The 15,849-nt window shown below is 74.3% G+C and carries 13 protein-coding genes and 1 pseudogene; 7 read left to right on the plus strand and 7 right to left on the minus strand.

Annotated features, from left to right (window positions below):
* Positions 1-72: 72 nt before the first annotated feature.
* A complete protein-coding gene (locus ACZ7C5_RS18060; RefSeq protein ID WP_401084432.1) occupies positions 73-471 on the minus strand; it encodes a hypothetical protein in 399 nt (132 codons plus the stop codon).
* Positions 472-884: 413 nt separating this feature from the next.
* On the opposite strand from ACZ7C5_RS18060, the gene ACZ7C5_RS18065 reads away from it, so the two are divergent.
* The gene (locus ACZ7C5_RS18065) at positions 885-2,246 is read left to right on the plus strand and encodes a sensor histidine kinase (RefSeq protein ID WP_470322926.1); all 1,362 of its coding nucleotides are present in this window, start codon (positions 885-887) and stop codon (positions 2,244-2,246) included.
* Positions 2,247-2,270: 24 nt separating this feature from the next.
* Here the strand turns inward: ACZ7C5_RS18065 and ACZ7C5_RS18070 are convergent.
* From ACZ7C5_RS18070 to ACZ7C5_RS18080, 3 genes and pseudogenes are all read right to left on the minus strand, one after another.
* Positions 2,271-2,994: pseudogene (locus ACZ7C5_RS18070) on the minus strand (response regulator).
* A 562-nt stretch (positions 2,995-3,556) separates the two neighbouring features.
* A complete protein-coding gene (locus ACZ7C5_RS18075; RefSeq protein WP_401084437.1) occupies positions 3,557-4,087 on the minus strand; it encodes a DUF5959 family protein in 531 nt (176 codons plus the stop codon).
* Positions 4,088-4,380: 293 nt separating this feature from the next.
* A complete protein-coding gene (locus ACZ7C5_RS18080) occupies positions 4,381-5,391 on the minus strand; it encodes a ScbA/BarX family gamma-butyrolactone biosynthesis protein (RefSeq protein ID WP_470322927.1) in 1,011 nt (336 codons plus the stop codon).
* A gap of 460 nt (positions 5,392-5,851) precedes the next feature.
* Between ACZ7C5_RS18080 and ACZ7C5_RS18085 the strand changes: the two genes are divergently transcribed.
* Positions 5,852-6,562 (plus strand): ScbR family autoregulator-binding transcription factor, encoded by a 711-nt coding sequence (locus tag ACZ7C5_RS18085; RefSeq protein ID WP_401084442.1) that lies wholly within the window; start codon positions 5,852-5,854, stop codon positions 6,560-6,562.
* Between the two features lie 322 nt (positions 6,563-6,884).
* Here ACZ7C5_RS18085 and ACZ7C5_RS18090 read toward each other — a convergent pair whose 3' ends face one another.
* Together ACZ7C5_RS18090 and ACZ7C5_RS18095 are read right to left on the minus strand one after the other, a co-directional pair.
* Positions 6,885-7,367: an SgcJ/EcaC family oxidoreductase gene (locus ACZ7C5_RS18090; protein ID WP_470322928.1), complete on the minus strand. Its 483-nt coding sequence runs from the start codon at positions 7,365-7,367 to the stop codon at positions 6,885-6,887.
* Positions 7,368-7,385: 18 nt separating this feature from the next.
* The gene (locus ACZ7C5_RS18095) at positions 7,386-8,117 is read right to left on the minus strand and encodes a TioE family transcriptional regulator (RefSeq protein ID WP_470322929.1); all 732 of its coding nucleotides are present in this window, start codon (positions 8,115-8,117) and stop codon (positions 7,386-7,388) included.
* A gap of 172 nt (positions 8,118-8,289) precedes the next feature.
* Here ACZ7C5_RS18095 and ACZ7C5_RS18100 point away from each other — a divergent pair, with 172 nt between their 5' ends.
* Complete coding sequence (locus ACZ7C5_RS18100; RefSeq protein WP_470322930.1) at positions 8,290-9,450, plus strand: erythromycin esterase family protein; 1,161 nt, start codon at positions 8,290-8,292, stop codon at positions 9,448-9,450.
* On the opposite strand, the gene ACZ7C5_RS18105 is transcribed toward ACZ7C5_RS18100, so the two are convergent.
* A complete protein-coding gene (locus ACZ7C5_RS18105) occupies positions 9,363-10,466 on the minus strand; it encodes a LysR family transcriptional regulator (RefSeq protein WP_401084453.1) in 1,104 nt (367 codons plus the stop codon). The two genes, ACZ7C5_RS18100 and ACZ7C5_RS18105, sit on opposite strands and share 88 nt — an antisense overlap.
* A 71-nt stretch (positions 10,467-10,537) precedes the next feature.
* On the opposite strand from ACZ7C5_RS18105, the gene ACZ7C5_RS18110 reads away from it, so the two are divergent.
* The 4 genes from ACZ7C5_RS18110 (at position 10,538) to ACZ7C5_RS18125 (ending at position 15,805) form a co-directional block, all read left to right on the plus strand.
* On the plus strand, positions 10,538-11,260 hold the full coding sequence (locus ACZ7C5_RS18110; protein ID WP_401084456.1) for a maleylpyruvate isomerase family mycothiol-dependent enzyme: 723 nt from the start codon (positions 10,538-10,540) through the stop codon (positions 11,258-11,260).
* Positions 11,261-11,373: 113 nt separating this feature from the next.
* Complete coding sequence (locus ACZ7C5_RS18115) at positions 11,374-12,528, plus strand: PP2C family protein-serine/threonine phosphatase (RefSeq protein WP_470322931.1); 1,155 nt, start codon at positions 11,374-11,376, stop codon at positions 12,526-12,528.
* A 469-nt stretch (positions 12,529-12,997) separates the two neighbouring features.
* Entirely contained in the window at positions 12,998-14,317 is a 1,320-nt protein-coding gene (locus ACZ7C5_RS18120) for an MFS transporter (protein WP_470322932.1), read from the plus strand.
* A gap of 189 nt (positions 14,318-14,506) precedes the next feature.
* The gene (locus ACZ7C5_RS18125; RefSeq protein ID WP_401084465.1) at positions 14,507-15,805 is read left to right on the plus strand and encodes a non-ribosomal peptide synthetase; all 1,299 of its coding nucleotides are present in this window, start codon (positions 14,507-14,509) and stop codon (positions 15,803-15,805) included.
* The last annotated feature ends 44 nt before the right edge of the window (positions 15,806-15,849 follow it).

Genomic DNA, 15,849 nt, shown 5'->3' on the forward strand with positions numbered 1-15,849 from the left:
CCGGCCGGGTCGGTGCCGGGCCGGGAGCGGTGGAGTCGGGGCGAGCGGAGTAGCGGGCGCGGTGCCGGGCCGTCAGGATCCGGCGCAGGCCTTGCCGACGTCGGCGGCGGCGTCGGTGATCGGCTTGAGGTTGGTGTCCTTGCCCTTGGAGACGCTGTCGATGGCGTTGTCGACGGCCTTGGAGAGCCTGTCGGTGGCCTCGGAGGTCTGGTCCCCGCCGGTGTGGCGGATCTTCTTGGCGTCCTCGACGACCTTGTGCAGGGCCGCGATGGTCTGTTTGCGGCGGCTCTCGTCGGTCAGCTGACCGACGTTGACCGCCGAGTCGGCGAGGTCCTGGACATCGCCGGTGAGCGTGATCGCCCACTTTCCGCAGTCGATGGCCTGGTCGGTGTTCTTGCACGCGGTGAACAACGGGGCCGCGAGGAGTGCCGCGAGTGCGGTGGCGGCCAGTCGGTATGGCTTCCTTGTCATGTCTCTATCCCTCCCGCCGTATCAACGCCGGTTCACCGTGCCGAGGTTCCGGAAGTCCGTATGAACGATTGGGAAAACCTTTGCGCGACAGGGAATATGACGTTCCGTCAAATACTGGCGAGTGGGTGCGGCGGTGGAGTCGGTGGGCGGGGCGCGAGGGTGAGAGGAACAGGACGAGGGCGAGAGGAACGGGACGAGGCGGTCGACGACGGGAGCGCCCGGGACCGGGCGGATCGGTCCGCTGATGGGTGGTCAGGGTGGTCAGGGTGGTCAGGGCGGTCAGAGCGGTCAGGGCGGAGAGAGCGGGGAGGGAGCCGGGCGCCGCGACTCCGGGGAGCCCGGAGGTCCTGCGGGTTCCGGCGGTGTCTGGTGGATGCTGGGAGCCGGTCGGCAGATGAGTGGTGAGGTGGACGGTGGTTGAGCGGCGGCGGTACCGGTCGGTGCCCGGTGGTGAACTGGCCTTTGCGGTGCTCGGGTTGCCACTCGGGATGCTCGGCGGGGTGTACGCCGTCGCCGTCCTCTACGCGGGGGCGCTACTCTCGCTCACCGTGCTGGGCCTGCCGTTCGTGGTGGCAGCGCTGGCCGGGGCGAGGAGGCTCGGTGGGCTGCACCGGTGGCTGGTGGGGCGGCTGCTCGGGGAGGAGGTGCCCGCACCGCCGCCGCTGCCGCGTCCGTCCGGGCTCTTCGCCCGGGGCCGGGCGGTGCTGACCGATCCGGTCGCCTGGCGGGCACTGGTCTACCTCCTCCTGCGGCTGCCACTCGGAGTCCTCGGCTTCCTGGCCGTGGTCGCCCTGCCGCTCGGCGGCGTCTGGCTGGTGGGCTTCCCGCTCTGGGCACGGATGATGGAGCCGGGACCGAGGTCGATCGGTCTGCTGGACCTGGGCGCGATCCCGATCGGCCTCGTGGTGCTGGTCGCCGTACCCGCGGCGCTGCGTGCGCTCGGGGGAGCGAACCGCGCGCTGGCCCGTACGCTGCTCGGCCCGGCGCGCTCGCAGCAGCGGGTGCGCCAGCTGGAGCACGCCCGGGCCATCTTGCTGGCCGAGAACACCGATCGGCTGCGGCGCCTGGAACGCGACCTGCACGACGGCACCCAGGCGCAGCTGATCGCGCTCGCCATCACGCTGTCGCTGGCCGACGACGTGCTGGCCGAGAGCGTGCCGGCAGAGGATACGTCGGCAGCGGACGGCGCGGGTCACGGGGGCGCGCGTCGCGGGGGCGCGGTCCACGAAGGCGCCGTCCACGGCGGTGCGGCCGGCCGTGATCCGGCGCGCGAGGCCGGGCAGACAGGTCCGGGTGGGCCCGACCTACGGCGGCTGCGCGCCCTGGTCGACCGGGCCCGCGCCCAGACCGAGGACACCGTCACCGGTCTGAGCCGGCTGACCAAGGGCATCCACCCGGTGGCGCTGGACGGCGGGTTGGCCCAGGCGCTGCCGGGGCTGACCGCCACCTCCCCGGTACCGGTCGACGTACGGCTGGACCTGCGGGAGCGCCCGGAGGAGGTGATCGAACGGGCCGTCTACTTCTGCGCGGCCGAGCTGCTGACCAACGTGGCCAAGCACAGCGGCGCTCGGTCGGCGGAGCTGAGCGCGAGCGTGGCCGACGGGAGGGTCCGGCTGACGGTGCGCGACGACGGGCACGGCGGTGCCGCGATCGGTGCGGGCACCGGGCTGGCGGGCCTGGCCGAGCGGCTCGCGGCGGTGGACGGGGTGCTGTGGGTGGACAGTCCGCCCGGCGGGCCGACGGTGGTCAGCGCGGAGCTGCCCAGCCGGTTGTGAGGGGCACTCGGCTTCGACGGGCGGTCAGTCAGCCTGCCGATGGCGGGCGGTCACGGCCGACGCCGTCGAGGCTTCGGCCCAGGAGGCGCCGCTCTCCGCGAGGTAGGCGAGCACGGCCTTGACCCGCCGGTTGTCGGCGTCGGTCGCGGGCAGGTCGAACTTGCCGAACACCGCCGCCACGTGCTTCTCCACCGCCCGCTCCGACACCGTCAGGAGCGAGGCGATCGAGCGGCTGGAGGGGCCCTGCGCCATCAACTCCCAGCACCTCCCGCTCGCGCGGGGTCAGCGCGTCCACCCGGCCGCGCCGCCCGCCGTGCAGCAACCCGTTGACGATCTCCGGGTCGAGGGCCGTGCCGCCCGCGGCGACCCGGTGCAGGGCGTCCACGAACTCGGAGGTGCGGGCCACCCGCTCCTTGAGCAGGTAGCCGATGCCGGCGGCGCCGTCGGCCAGCAGCCGGGCCGCCCAGGCGGTTTCGACGTGCTGGGAGAAGACCAGGATGCCGACCTCGGGCAGCACGGCCCGGATCTCGATCGCGGCCCGGATGCCCTCGTCGGTGTGGGTGGGCGGCATCCGGATGTCCACCACGGCCACGTCGGGCCGGTGTTCGGTCACGGCGGCGACCAGCTCGGGCGCCGTCCCGGCGGTGGCGACCACCGCGCACCCACGGGCGGTGAGGAGTTCGACCATGCCGTCCCTGAGGATCACCGAGTCCTCGGCGAGCACGACGCTGAGCTGCTTGTCGATCATGCCGCCATTATCCGGTCCGCGCGGCGGACAGCAGCCCACCGGTGCGCGGATGGCGAGCGGTGAGGCCCAGCCCATCCGTCATTCGTTCGTCCGCGACACTCCCGAGCCGGTCGGCGGGGTCGGGCAGATGGTGGCCTCGATGTGGGCGAGGAAGACCATCGACTACGGGCTCGGCCCGCACCCGATGGACGGTCCCGGCCAGGGCACCTTCTGGGGCCATCGGTCCGTACCCGGACCACGTTGTCCGGACCCTCGCGCGCGGTCCCGCCCCGCCGCGATGCACCCCACCCGGGGCGGGACCGGGCGGACCGGCGGCCCGGCCCCGTCGCGGTGCTGACGGTGCCGCCGTCGTCCACCGGACCGGCCACCGCCGTCGGGCGGCTGCGCGCCGCGGATGCTTCGGCGCGATGGCCCCCTCGGGCCCACCGCGGCCGGCGCGCTCGACGCGGCCTTCGTCCCGCGTGGTGCCGTCACCGTCCCGTTCCCGCGGTTCCTCCTCGCCCTGGCCGACCGCTCGCTCGGCGGGTCGGGAGGTCTCGGGAGCAGGAGACCCGACGGCGCATCAGCTCCCGTCGACCGGCTTTCCGCGCCAGGCGTGGATGCCCGGGGAGAGCTCGACCACCTCGGACGGGTAGGCGTCCCGTACGAGCGTGAGCAGCGTGCGCTGCTCGTCCAGCCAGCCGGGTGCGAAGGAGAGTACGACCCGGAGCGTGACGCCCGAATCCTCCGCGTCGGAGACCGTCACCCGGAGCCCGCCGGGCCGTCCGGGTTCGATCCGCAGCTGGGGGCCGTGTTCCTCGTCCAGCCAGCGGACCGCGGATCCGCGCCCCAGCCGGTCCAAGGCCGTCTCCCACTGCCCGAGATGGCGTTCGGTCACCAGGGTGACGAAGTGCCCGCGCACCGAGTCCGCGGTGACGGTGATCTCGCAGTCCAGCCAGTCGTGGCCGAGCAGGGACCCGGGGGCGTGCCGGCCGAGTACCCGCACCCGGACGCTCCGGCCACCGGTCCGCCCGTCGCGGCCGGGGGTGTCGTCGGTGCCGGGGCGGTCGGTCAGTCTGATCAACTCGCTCTGCTGCGAAGCGGCTTCGCGCACGGCGTGCTCCTGTTGGCAGCGGATCCAGGGGCTGACATCCTCGCGCGGGTGTTCGCCCCGGAGCCAATCCGGGAGAGCGGTCGGTCTGCGGCCGTGGCGGGCCCACGAGCCGTGGGTGCGAGGGGTCGCCGCCGGGTGGTGTCCGTCGGCACGCGGACCGCCCGCCCGAGAGCGGGCCGTCCTGGCGTACCGCGGGGTGTACGAGCTGCTGCGCGCTGCCGCGGTCGTGCGGAACGTCCGGCCGTGCCGGCTGCCCGGTCGGTGCGGCGGCGGCGTCGCGCGGGCCGGTCGGGTCAGCGGTGCTCCGGGTGGCCGGTGAGGACGGTGGTGAAGATCGGCTCGCCGTGCTGATGGCCGGTCACGGTGGTGGTGAGGGCGTCCGGGTCCTCGCCCGGGGTGTGCCGCGCCGTGATGACGGTGGGCGCGTCGTGCTCGGCGTACCGGTGGAAGGTGGTGGCCGCGGCGGTCGGCATGACGGCGACCGGGCTGGTCAGCGCGTTGGTCGCCTGGCGGGCCGCCTCCAGCAGGACCATGCCGGGGATGTGGTCGTTGGCGTGGTCGAAGAGGATCGGGTGCCAGAAGTCGGGGGTGAGGTGCCAGGCGCCCGGCGCGTCGGCCGGGGTGAGCACGACGTCGCACGGGCGGAGCCGGCCGACCCTGGCCGGCGGCAGCGGCTCGCCGATCTCCTCGGGCGCCGCCGGGTGGCCGGTCTCGTGGCGTCCGCGGCGCAGCCGCTGGTAGGTGGAGTCCGGGACGGTGGTGAAGCGGGCGTTCCCGGTGCCGGCCAGGTGGGGGCCGCGCCGGACGACGGTTTCGAGGGTGAAGTCGACCGTGGTGCGGGTGCGGCGGGGCTCGGCGCTGAGCCGGACCTCCAGCGTGAGGTCGGTCGGCTCCGCGCCGATCAGCAGCTGGCGCGGCCGGGTGGTGTAGTCGAGGTTCCACATCATGAACTTGTGGTCGAGCGGTACACCGAACCGGGTGTGGGCGAGGTAGAGCCCGGCTTGGCGGATCGTTTCAGCAGCTTGGATCGGGTCGTGCCGGGTGCCGTCCGGGGTGCCGAAGAAGGTGTGTGCCCGCGGCCACTGCGCGGTGACCGCGAAGGTGCTGTCGGTCAGTTGCTCGCTGCCGGTGAGGAAGACCTCGGCGTGGCAGGCCCGGTGGACGTACTCCTTGGCGACGGTGCTGGTCAGGCGGGGTGCCGGGGCCGCTGCCGCGGCCGGGCCGGGAATCGTCCCGGAGTCCGTGCCGGTGGCGAGGACGGTGGCGAGGACGGGGGCAGGCGTGCGGAAGGCAAGCAGGGTCATGGGGAGCGCTCCGAAGGACCGTGACGGGCGGGGTGGGCTGCTCAGGGCTCGTAAGATACGTACCTACCGGTTTGGTTTTCAAGGAGCCAGAACAAAGGTTCGTCATCGGCCGGGCGTGGTCGGGTGGGCACGGTGGGTGGGCATCGCTCGTCGCCGCGCGGCCGTCTCTTCGGGGTGAACCATCGTGACCAGGCGGGATGTCATCGAACACACTTGGCAGGTTCATGGCTATTGCAGGGCGATTCGTTGGTGCGGCGGCCTGAAGTGAGGACTGTCGTTCCGGATGGGGAGGCTGTCGGGGCGGCATAGGTCATCTGTTCGACTCGGACCGTCCATGCGATTTTGGTGCGCCTGAGGACGGCCTTATGTGACCCGGGATGCAGGGATCCGGCAGGACTCGGCAGTTAAGATACGGGGTGTTTGGTTTTGTTTGCCGAGCGTTTCGGGTGGGGTGGTTGCGGTGGTGCGGCAGGAGCGGGCGGTCCGGACGCGTCGGCTGATCCTGGAGGCGGCGGCGTCGGTCTTCGACGAGTACGGGTACGAGGGGGCGACGATCGGCGAGGTGGTGGCCAGGGCCGGAGTGACGCGCGGCGCGGTGTACTTCCACTTCGCGTCCAAGCGGGAACTCGCCCAGGGCATCGTCGACGAGCAGTTCGGCCGCGACGAGATCCCCGAACGGCACTGCAAGCTCCAGGAGTTCGTGGACCTCGGGATGGCGGTCGCCCATCTGATGCCGCGCGACCCGGTGCTGAGTGCGGGCGCGCGGCTCTCCCTCGGCCAGGACGTGTTCGGCGACTTCAGCGGTGGCGCGGCGCCCGGCTGGATCCAGCGGACCGAGATCGTGCTGGAAACCGCGGGCCGGTGTGGGGAGTTGCTGCCCCACGTGGTGCCCGCCGAGACGGCGTGGCTGGTCACCGGGGCCTGGACGGGCGTGCAGATCCAGTCCCAGAAGATGTCCGGCCGGATGGATCTGGAGCGTCGGATCGCCGTGATGTACCAGCACCTGATGCCGAGTATCGCGGTGCCCGGGGTGCTGGCCACGCTCGACCTCGGGGTGGACCGGGGCGGCCGGGTGCTCGCGGAACTGGCGGCGGCCCGGGCCGCGGGGGCGGTGGAGGCCGGTGCGGGTGAGGCGGCCGGAGCGGACGCGGGCGGAGCCGGCCCGGCCTGAGGCCGGCGTCGTCGGGCGCCGTTCGATGCCGGGTCGGCAGGTCCGGGTCTCGGGCTGGAAGGGACTGCTCCGCCCGATAACAAACAGTGCGTTCGGTTTTGTAGTGACAAACCGTCTGTCCTGTTTTGGATTGGCATCGGGTGCTCCACCGGCCTTCCGGCGGACCCACGCGGACGCTGAGCAGCGGAGCGCCCGCCCGGCCGTCCACCATGCTGCGCCGGTTGCAGCGCTCCATCCTGCTCGCCGGTCCCGAACGGCCTGACCAGGAGCAGCCCGGCGCACTTGCCGACGGCGCGCCCGACCGAAGATATGCGACGAGCCGTCAGTCGGCGAGTACGCCGGTGTTCTGGCAGGCGTGCAGCAGCCACCGTCCGTCGCGCTGCCTGGTCATGACGTACAGCGGGGCGCCCTCCGAACCGCCCTGCGGCGAGTGGTAGACCTGCCGGACCTTGACGGCGGCCACGTCGGGGCGGAGGAACCGGATGTGCACCGGTTCGTAGGTGACCTGGCCGTCCCAGTTCGCGGCGGGCAGCACGGCGCGGGTGAACTCGGCGATCGCGTCCAGGCCGAGGAGGACCTTTCCGTGGGCGGTCGTCCAGACGGCCTCGGGGTGAAACAGGGCGAGGAAGGCGTCCGGGTCCTTGGTGCGCTGGGCGTGTTCGACGGCGGCCACCACGCGTTCGATGGCCACGATGTCCGCGTCCTCGGTGTGCGTGTTCCTGGCGTCCGTGGGCTCGGCCGCTGGGGGTTCGGGGACTGTGGGCTCGGGGACTGCGGGCTCGGCGGCTGTGGCTCGGGTGTTCATGCGGATCATCCTGGGCCCTCAAGTGGCCTTGAGGTCAAGACGTCCGGGCGGCACGGGGCGCAGCGACAGGTAGTCGTCGAGGCGGGCCGAGGCGGTGAGCATCGCCAGGCCGCGGCTGGTGAGGCGCTGCTGCCAGCTATCGAGGGCGGCGGACAGTTCGCCGGTGCCGCCCGCCGTGCGGATCTGCCGGAGCACGGTGGCGATGCGGTCCAGCAGGTAGCCGCCCCGGCGGAGCAGATGGGCGAGTTCGGCGTCCCGGACGTCGGCGGGGAGGTAGCGGCGGTGGCCGGTGGCGCGGTCCCGGGCGGGGGTCAGGATGCCGGCGGCCTCCCAGGCGCGCAGGGTCGCGGGGGTGACGCCGAGCCGGTGCGCGACCTCGCCGACGCTGCGGGGGCCGGGCAGTGCGGGAAGGGACGTTCCGGCGGCGCCGTCGGCCAGGTGTCCGACGGCCTCGCGGACCGCGCTGAGGGTCTCCCGGTCACGCAGCAACTGGGAGTGCCCCAGGTCGAGTTCGGCGAGAGCGTCGCCGAGCCGGTCGCTATGGACGGCGGTCATCACCGAACCCGCGGCCGGATGCCCGTACGCCGGGACGAGGGCCAGGTAGGCGCGCAGGGCGGAGGCGTGCAGCCCGGTGTAGATGCGGTACCCGGTGGGTGTGCGTTCGGCGGGCGGGAGGAAGCCGTCGCGTTCGTAGTTGCGGATCGCCTGGGTCGAGATGCCGTGTTCGCGCGCGAGGTCGGCGGGTCTCATGATCGTCTCCCGTCCCGGGTCGACCGGTCGCTCCGGGCCGACGGGTCGCTCCGGGTGGTCCGGTCGTTCCCGGCCGTCGGACCGCACAGGGCGGTTTGAGACTTTCCGCCGGAACTGAGCGCCTGTGGTCCGAAAAGTTTCAACCGTTCCCTCAAGGATACGCTTGAGGTCCATGAACCAGGACATGCATGACTTCGTCACCCCGGCGTGCGAGCTTCTGGGCCTCGGCGAACCGACGCACCAGGAGCCGGCGTTCGGGCGGGTCCGCAACGAGCTGTTCGCCCGGCTGGTCGACCGGGGCTTCCGGTCGGTCGCGCTGGAGACCGACCGGGTGGCCGCGTTCGCCGTGGACGCCTACGTCCGGGAGGGCGTCGGCACCCTCGACTCGGTGATGTCGGAGGGCTTCACCCACGACTTCGGGGCGCTTGAGCCCAACCGCCGACTCGTCGCCTGGATACGGGAGTTCAACCGGGAACGGCCGCCCGGCGAGCGGCTGACATTCCACGGCTTCGACATCCCGACCGAGAACACCAGTGCCCCCAGTCCGCGCCCTTACCTCCAGCAGGCCCGCGACTACCTGGGGCTCGACCTCGGTGTCGACCTCGCCGCGCTGGCGGGTGAGGACGAGCGCTGGAGCCGTACGGAGGCGGTGACGGACCCGGCCCAGTCGCCGGGTGGCTCCGCGGAGGCGGCGAGGCTGCGCTGCGTCGCGGACGACCTCCTCCTCCGACTCCACATGCGTGCACCGGAGTTGATCGCCTCGACCTCCTCCGCCGAGTGGTTCGAGGCCCGCGCGCGACTGGCGGCCGGGATCGGACTGCTGCGCTACCACGCGCAGTCGGCCGTCCCGGGGCTCGCCCCGAGTGCCCGGCTCGGCGCCCTGCTCGGTGTGCGGGACGCGCTGATGGCGCAGAACCTCCTCGACATCCGGGAGATCGAGGCCCGGCGCGGACCGACCCTGGTCTTCTCCCACAACCTGCACCTTCGACGGACCCCGAGCACCTGGGCGCTGGGCGAACTGGACTGCCGGTGGACCGGCGCGGGCCGCATCGTCGGCTCGCTGCTGGGCGAGCGGTACGCCTTCGTCGCCGGGAGCCTGGGACGCAGCGAGGCACTCGGGCTGGCCGACCCCGCACCGGGGACGTACGAGGCGCACCTGCAAGGATCGGGTGCGGCCTGGGAGTTGACGAGCCCGGCGCTGCCGGAGAGATCCCGTACCCGCACCGGGACCGAGTCGCGGCAGGGTTACTTCCCGCTCGACCGGGAGGTCCTCGACGGGGCGGCCGCGGTGCTGCACATCGCCGACGGGGCGGCGGTGCCGGCCGCTTCCTGAGCGTCCGCCGGCCCCGGATAGGCCCGCCGCAGGTGGGCCACCAGGGCGGCGGTCGGCGGTGCGGCGGGCTGCCCGGCCGGCCAGGCCAGCGCGATCCTGACCCGGGGGACGGGCTCGGTGAGCGGACGGACGCGCAGGCCGGGCACCTGGCCCGGGTCGGGCAGGACGGCCACGCCGAGCCCGTGGGCGGCCAGCTCGGCCAACTGCGGTGGCGCGGCCGCCTCGACGCCGATCGCCGGGTCGACACCGGCCTCGGCCAGGGCGCGCTCCAGCGCGGTGCGCATCCCGGTGCCGCGCGGGGTGCTCACCAGGGCGTGCCCGGCGAGCGCCGCGACCGGGAGCGCTCCCCGGCCGGGCTCGGTACGACGCCGGGAGGAACCGGGGCCGGAGGCCGGGGCAGCACCCGAGCCGCCAGCCGAGGCAACCGTGAGCGGATGGTCCTCGGCCCAGGCCGCGACCAGCGGGACCTCCAGCACGGTGTGCACGGCGAGCCCGGTCAGCTCCGGCCCGCCGTCGTCGCTCTCCCGCCCGTTCGCGGGGGCGGGCAGGCCGACGACGGCGAGGTCCAGCCGGCCGTCACGCAGGGCGGCGAGCATCCGTGCGGTGGTGTCCTCGGTGAGCGAGAAGTCGATACCGGGGTGCTCCTGGCGGAACGCGGCCAGCGTGGTGGCGAGCCCGGGGAAGGTGCCAAGTCCGGACGGCGGGGTCAGGGCCGCCCCGGCGACCATGCCCAGCCGCACGTGTCCGCGCCGCAGTCCATCGAACTCCCACGCGGCGCGGCGGGCTTCGGCCTCGGCGGCGAGTGCCGCCCTGGCGTGCGGCAGCACCGCCTCACCGGCCGGGGTGAGCCGCACGGTACGGCCCGAGCGGTCGAGCAGCCGGTGGCCCAGCTCCCGTTCCAGCTGCCGGATCTGGGAGCTCACCCCGGGCTGGGTCAGGTGGAGCAGCTGCGCGGCCCGGGTGAAGCTGCCGTGCTGGGCGACGGTGACGAAGTACCGGAGCTGCCGCAGTTCCATAACCGCTGATCATAGGCGGCAGAACGTTCCGGTCTTGGACGGGCGTACGGTTCCGGTCGCAGGCTGGACGCATGGAGAACGTGCCACAGAACGCCGCGCCGCAGGACGCCGTGGCGCAGAACATCACGCCGCAGGACGCCGTGCCGCAGGGCCGGGACACCGGGCCGATCCAGTGGATCCGTGAGCAGGTCGCGGCCGAGCGCCGCGAACTCGCCGCCGTGTTCGCCGCCCTCACCCCGGAGCAGTGGAACTCGCCCTCGCTGTGCGGGGGCTGGCGGGTCCGCGAGGTGGTCGCGCACATGAGCACCGGCTTCCGGCACTCGACGGCGCGCACCGTCCTCGAACTCGCCCGCTCCGGCGGCAGCATCCACCGCATGGCCGACCGGATCGCCCGCCGCGACGCCGCCGCCATGACGGAACGCGAACTCGTCGCCGCGCTGGCCGACCATGCCGGTCACCCGTGGCGCCCGCCCGTCGGCGGCCGGATCGCGGCCCTCGCCCACGACGCCGTCCACGGCCTCGACGTCACCGTGGCGCTCGGCCTGCCCGCCCGTCTCCCGCAGGACCGGGTGAGTGCGCTGCTGGCCGGCCTCACCCCACGTGGCCTGCGGTTCTTCGGGGCCCGGTTGGACGGCGTCCGGCTGGAGGCGACGGACACCGGCTGGTCGTACGGCGAGGGGCAGCTCACGGTGCGGGGGCGGGCGGAGCACCTGCTGCTGCTCGCGTACGGGCGCAGGGTGCCGGAGGGGCTGCTGCTGGGGGACGGCGCCGGTCGGTTCACCGCCGGGGGCTGAGCGCGAGCCCCGGGCAGGTGGGGGCTCGGCCGTCATGCGGGTTTCGGGTGCCCGTGACTACGATCGGATGAGGTCCTTCCGGATGGTGGTGGAGACGGGAAGCCAGGTCGCCGATGGCCCCGAGGTCCGTGCAGTGGCCGCCGTACGTGCGGGTCGCTCCGTGGTTGCTGACCGCCGGCGGGCTGGTGTGGAACGCGCTGGACCCGGCCGACTACTGGGGCGATCCGCTGCTCGCGGCCGCCGCGGTGCTGGCGGGGGCGCTGCTGGTACTGCGTGACACCGTCGCGGTCGGGGCGGCCAATGTGCTCGGCATCCTGCTGCTCTCCACCCAGGACGGGTCGGTCGGGACCAGGGCCGGATACCTGGAGCTGGGGAACACGGTGTTCGCGGCGTTGCTCGGGATCGGGGTGAACCGGGTGGTGGCCCGGCACGGGCGGCGGCTGGCGCGGGTGCGGTCGGTCGCCGAGGCGGCGCAGCGCGCGGTGCTGCCGGAGCCGCCCGCGCGGGTGGGACGGCTGTCGGTCGCGGCCTGCTACCGGGCCGCCCAGGACGAGGCGCTCATCGGGGGTGACGCGTACGCGGTGCAGGTCACCCCGTACGGCGTGCGCGGGCTGATCGCGGATGTGCGGGGCAAGGGGCTGCACGCGGTGGGCGCGGTGTCGGTGCTGCTGGGCGCGTTCCGGGAGGCCTCCCACCGGGTGCCGGAGCTGGTCGCGCTCGCGGACGCGCTGGAGGACTCGTTGCTGCGGGAGAGCGAGCGGATGAGCGAGGAGCTGCGGCTGGAGGGGTTCATCACCGTGCTGCTGGTGGAGTTCCCGCCGGGGGAGGAGAGCGTGCGCACGCTCGACTGCGGGCACCCGGGACCCTACCTGCTGGGCCCGAACACGAGGGACGGGGCGCTGCGGGACGGGGCGGTGCGGGGCAGGGCCGGCCTCGGGGTGCGGCGGCTGGACGCGGCGGATCCCGGGCTGCCGCTGGGGATGGGCGGGCTGGGCGTCGGGCGTCCGGCGCCGGAGAGCAGGCCGTTCCCGGCCGGGTGCACGCTGCTGCTGGTGACCGACGGGGTGACCGAGGCCAGGGACGCGGCGGGGGAGTTCTACGATCCGGTGCTCGGGCTGGCTCCGCTGGGGCCGTTCGGCGGGCCGGCGGAGGTGCTGGACGCGCTGGTGGCGGACGTCGAGCGGTGGACGGGCGGGCCCCGGGACGACGACATGGCGGTGCTCGCGATCACCCGCCGGGCGGAGCGGGACGACGGACCGGTCGGCTGAGGGGACCGGCCGGGCGGGTGGTTGGGCGGCCGGGGGACGGCTGGAGGACGCGGCCCGGACGCCGGGGCGTGACCGGTCGGCCCCGGTGCGGCCCCGGATCGGCGGCCGTGGCCGTCCGGGACCCCGTTCTACGTCCCACTTCGATCACGCGGATATCACGATGAGGTGTCGGTCGGGCTTCGCTTCATGGGATCCGGCCAAGTTGAGGCTCTCCGTCCGGTGGCTGGAAAAGCCGCGTCCGCATACCGGACGGCGAAATGGATCGATGGAGCCGGAGGCGGTCGGGTCGCCCGTCGACCCGTGCCGCCTCGGCCGACGGGCGAGGACGGTGGTGCGGCTGCGGCGGGTGTGACCGTCGGGGGCGCGCAAGGAGCGCCGGGGTGGTGGCGGGATTCGGCCGACCTCCGGGCCGTCCGGAAACGGACCCGGTGCTTGCCCCGTGTCGAAGGGGTGACCGAGAGTCGCATCGATGAACGAGAAGCCCAGCCCCCGCCAGGCCCGTCTGCTCGACCACCGCGACTTCCGGCTCCTGCTGACCGGAGCAGCCGCGGCCCAGACGGGCAGTCAGGTCACCCTCGTCGCTCTGCCGCTGGTGGCGGTGCTGGTGCTCGACGCCACACCGTTCCAGGTCGGTCTGCTGACCGCCGCGGAAACCGCCGCCTTCCTGCTCGTCGGCCTCCCGGCGGGCGCCTGGCTGGACCGGATGCGCAAGCTGCCGGTGCTGGTCCGGGCCGACCTGGTGCGCTGCCTGGCCGTCGGGTCGATCCCGCCGGCCGCCGCGCTCGGGGTGCTCGGCATGCCGCAGCTCTACGTGGTGGCGCTGGTCACCGGGGTGGCGGCGGTGTTCTTCGACGTCGCCCACCAGTCCTTCCTGCCCGCCGTCCTGCCGCGCGAGCAACTGGTCGGCGGGAACGGGGCGCTGGAGACGGTCCGCTCCTCGGCGCAGATCGCCGGGCCCGGCCTCGGCGGGGGGCTGGTCCAGCTGCTCGGGGCGCCGCTCGCCATCGTGGCCGACGCCTGCGGGTACCTCGTCTCCGCGCTGCTGCTCGTCCGGATCAAGGTCGAGGAGCCGCGTCCGGAACCCGCGCCGGGGCGCTCGCTGCGCGCCGAGGTCGGCGAGGGCGTGCGGTTCGTGCTCGGTCACCCGCTGCTGCGGGCGATCGCGACCGCCACCGCCACGTCCAATCTGTTCTCGGCCGTGCTGACCGCCGTGCAGACGGTCTTCTGGGTGCGGGTGCTCGACCTGTCGCCGGGCGCCATCGGCGTGCTGCTGTCGGTCTCCGCCGTCGGCGGGCTGGCGGGCGCGCTGTGCGCCGGGCAGCTCGCCCGGTGGATCGGACAGGCCCGGCTGATCTGGCTCTCCACGGTGGTGACGGCGCCGTTCGCGCTGCTGTGGCCGCTGTCCGGCAGCGGTGCGGGCGTGGTGCTGTTCGGCCTGGCCTCCGGGGTGGTGCTGTTCGGCGCGGTCGCCTACAACGTCGCCCAGGTGAGCTTCCGGCAGAGCCTCTGCCCGCCGGAGCTGCTCGGCCGGATGAACGCCACGATGCGCTTCCTGGTGTGGGGGACCCTGCCGATCGGCGCCCTGGTCGGCGGCGTGGTCGCCGACGCGTCCGGGCCGCGCACCGCGCTCTGGCTCTGCGCGATCGGCTTCCTGCTGGTGCCGCTGCCGCTGCTGCTGTCACCGCTGCGGCGGATGCGGGAACTGCCGGGCGCCGACCGCCCGGCCGGGCTCGCCGGGGGCCCGGAGGCCGGCGACGAGGAGGACGCCGTGAGCCCCACGACGCCCTGACCGGCGGCCACCCCGGCCTTCGGCTGAATGCGTAACCGTCCGAACCGCCTTCCGCGAACCCCGAACCGCCTGCCCGAACCGCCTCCCCGAACCCCGAACGAACGAACCCCTGGACCTGAGCACAGCCCTGGCCGAGTCCCCCGACCGATCCCCGACCCGAGCCGCGACCGGAAACCGGAGACCGTTCCCGTGCACGCCAGCATCACCGCCGCCTACCTCGCCCGGTACCGCTCCGCCGCCGCCGAATCCCCGGTGGAGCTGCTCCCGCTGACCGGGGCCCAGCGACGGTTCCTGATCACCCGCAGGCTCGCGCAGCAGAGCCGCACCGACGTCGTCCCGCTGTTCTTCGCCTACCCGCGCGGCACCCTCGACCTCGACCGGCTGGCCCGCGCCGCCGCCGCGGTGGCCGCCCGCCACCCGGCACTCTGCGGCGGCTTCGGGACCGTACGTGGCACACCCGTGCTGCGCACCGGCGGCCCCTCGGCCGAGGCCGCCAGGATCGCCGTCGCCCCCGGTCGCACCGCCCGCGCCGCGCTGCGCGACGCCCTGCTGGACTGGCCCGCCGACGGGCCCGCGCTGCGCCTGCTGGTGGCCGCGGACCCGGACGGCGACGAGGAACTCCTCGCCCTCGCACTGGACCACGCGGCCTGCGACGAGCAGTCGCTCGGTGTGCTCACCGCCGAGGTCGGCGCGGCCTACGAGCGGGACGAGCCGGCGGCCGCCGGGCCGGCCCCGCAGGCCCTCGCCGACTACCGGCAGGCCGTCGAACTCCAGCTCGCCGTCGAGGACGCCGCCGGCGGCCCCGCGGCTCAGGCCCACTGGGGCCGCAGGCTGGGCGGCCTGACCGGGGCCGGCGGCGGCGCGGCCACGTCCACCGGCATGCTCACCGAACGGCTGCCCGCCGCCGAGGGCGCCGCCCGCAGCGCCGTCTTCCCCGCCCTGCTGGACGCGGTCGGGGCCGCCGCGCACCGGCTGCACCGGGCGCCGGAGGCCGGGGGAGGGCCGCTGGCGCTCGGCTACCCGTGGGGCGGCCGGCCGGTGGGGGCGCCCGCCGCGCTCGGCTGCTTCCTCAACACCCTCGTCCACCCCGCCACTTCGGGCCCGGCCGCGGACCTGGACACCCTCGCGGACGCCTGGTGGGACGACCTGGACCACGCCGGCACCCCCTTCGACGAGGTGGTCAGGGCCGCCCGCACCGCAGGGGCCCCCTGGTCGGGCGCCCTGGATGCCCTGCTCACCCTGGAGGACCTGCACCGCCGCCCGCCGCTGGTGCTCGGCGGCACCCCGGGCCGGGAGACCCACCTGGACGGACGGCCGCTGGCCGCGCCGCTGGCCGTCTCCGCCTCGCACGGCGACGACCTGCTGATCCGGCTGGGCTGGGACCGCGACCGCTTCCCCGAGGCCGACGCCCAGGCCGCCTTCGGCGAACTGCTCGCCGTGCTGCGGCACCACCTGCACGCTCGGCCGGCCGTGGCCCCGCAGGTCTGAACGCCGCGCGTCGGCCACAGACGCCGACCGCCTCCCCTGACCAC

This window comes from Kitasatospora sp. NPDC036993, assembly GCF_055607525.1.

Excerpts from the sequence above, each read along its gene's own strand:
- ACZ7C5_RS18080 (WP_470322927.1), bottom strand. The coding sequence starts at position 5,391 with ATGACCCTGCTTGCCTTCCGCACGCCTGCCCCCGTCCTCGCCACCGTC.
- ACZ7C5_RS18090 (WP_470322928.1), bottom strand. The coding sequence starts at position 7,367 with ATGAACACCCGAGCCACAGCCGCCGAGCCCGCAGTCCCCGAGCCCACA.
- ACZ7C5_RS18110 (WP_401084456.1), top strand. The coding sequence starts at position 10,538 with ATGGAGAACGTGCCACAGAACGCCGCGCCGCAGGACGCCGTGGCGCAG.
- ACZ7C5_RS18095 (WP_470322929.1), bottom strand. The coding sequence starts at position 8,117 with ATGAGACCCGCCGACCTCGCGCGCGAACACGGCATCTCGACCCAGGCG.
- ACZ7C5_RS18060 (WP_401084432.1), bottom strand. The coding sequence starts at position 471 with ATGACAAGGAAGCCATACCGACTGGCCGCCACCGCACTCGCGGCACTC.
- ACZ7C5_RS18100 (WP_470322930.1), top strand. The coding sequence starts at position 8,290 with ATGAACCAGGACATGCATGACTTCGTCACCCCGGCGTGCGAGCTTCTG.
- ACZ7C5_RS18105 (WP_401084453.1), bottom strand. The coding sequence starts at position 10,466 with ATGGAACTGCGGCAGCTCCGGTACTTCGTCACCGTCGCCCAGCACGGC.
- ACZ7C5_RS18120 (WP_470322932.1), top strand. The coding sequence starts at position 12,998 with ATGAACGAGAAGCCCAGCCCCCGCCAGGCCCGTCTGCTCGACCACCGC.
- ACZ7C5_RS18115 (WP_470322931.1), top strand. The coding sequence starts at position 11,374 with ATGGCCCCGAGGTCCGTGCAGTGGCCGCCGTACGTGCGGGTCGCTCCG.